This window comes from Photobacterium sp. R1 (genome assembly GCF_054600795.1).
In genome coordinates, this window is the sequence record NZ_BAAHZP010001016.1 from 1 (window position 1) to 234 (window position 234).

General features: G+C 48.3%; 1 protein-coding gene. It reads left to right on the forward strand.

What is annotated here, in order from left to right; all coding sequences use genetic code 11:
- The coding region (locus tag ACYP03_RS28120; protein ID WP_459782953.1) for a hypothetical protein at positions 1–234 on the forward strand (234 nt) is incomplete at both ends.

A 234-nucleotide genomic window follows, 5' to 3' on the forward strand; every position in this document is an offset into this window, starting at 1 on the left:
CTTTGCTGGTTATCAGCAAGGCAAACTAACCGATGGTTCAACAATTGCACTCACAGAGCTTGCAACTATTTACACCAAGTTCAGTGAATTTGCATATGTTGCCCAAGGCGTTCTGGATACCGTCGACCCGATTAACACTTCACTGCAAGTCTCGGCAGATTTACCGGTCTACCTGACTCAGGTTGAAGATGATGCCACCATTCCAAATATGCTGGCGCAGCCAGGTACCGCAGG